This is a genomic window from Flammeovirga sp. AWQ4_249, from assembly GCF_056161045.1.
Map to the genome: position 1 here is coordinate 1 of NZ_JBSWYJ010000104.1, position 1,047 is coordinate 1,047.

At 32.1% G+C, this 1,047-nt stretch carries 1 protein-coding gene; it reads right to left on the reverse strand.

The window, feature by feature from the left end:
• Positions 1 to 850 (reverse strand): IS256 family transposase (locus tag ACXAHM_RS26260; RefSeq protein ID WP_474967055.1); only part of this gene is annotated, 850 nt, incomplete at its 3' end.
• Between the last annotated feature and the right edge of the window lie 197 nt (positions 851 to 1,047).

Consider the following 1,047-nt stretch of genomic DNA (forward strand, 5'->3'; position numbering starts at 1 on the left):
TTGTTGGAGCAGTATAGACTTCTTTCATATCTCTAGTAAAAGCCTTTTTATCCTTCCATACGACATATTTACAAGCATTTCTGATTTGATGGACTACACATATTTGTGTTACAGATTCAGGAAAGCAAGTTTTAATGGTATCTGTAAACCCATTTAAGTTATCAGTAGAAGTAATTAAAATATCTTGAAGTCCTCTAGCTTTCATATCTGTAAGTACTGTCATCCAAAAAGATGATGATTCATTTTTACCTAACCATAAGCCTAAAACTTCTTTTTTACCATTGGTTTTCAGTCCAATAGCGATATACATTGTTTTATTTACCACCTTGGAATTTTCTCTTACTTTGAAGACAATGCCATCCATCCAAACGATGAGATATAACGGATCTAAAGGTCTATTTTTCCATGCTACAATATCTTCTGAAATACGATCGGTAATACGTGATATTGTTGAAGAGGATACATTAATATCATAAAGTTCTCTAATTTGCTCTTCAATATCTGTAGTACTCATTCCTTTGGCATACAGAGATATAATGATGTTTTCAACTCCTTCAGCCATATTCTTACGTTTAGGCACTAACACTGGAGTAAATGATCCGCTTCGATCTCTAGGAACTTTTATTTCTGTTTCTCCAAGTTCATTTTTGATAATCTTTTTACCATATCCATTTCGAGCATTTGAATTCTCTGAATTTTGATGCTTTTCATATCCTAGGTGAGCATCTAATTCTCCTTCTAAAATTTGCTCTATACCTCTTCGTTGAAGTTGCTGTAAAAAGTCTGTCAGTTCTGTTCCTGTTTTAAACTGAGATAAAAATTCCTTGCTTAAAAAATCTTCTTTGTTCATGATATTTTAGTGTAATATGTAAATATAAAAGTTTAATATCACACTATACAAGAAAGACGCTACCGCGGGTTCCTCAAATTTTCTTTGCAAAATCAACTTCGCTAAAGCTCATTAATTTTACAAAGAGAAATTTCGAGGGTTGATCAAAACATTTTGAAATCTAAAAAATAGATTTACACAGTTTCTGAGATACTCCC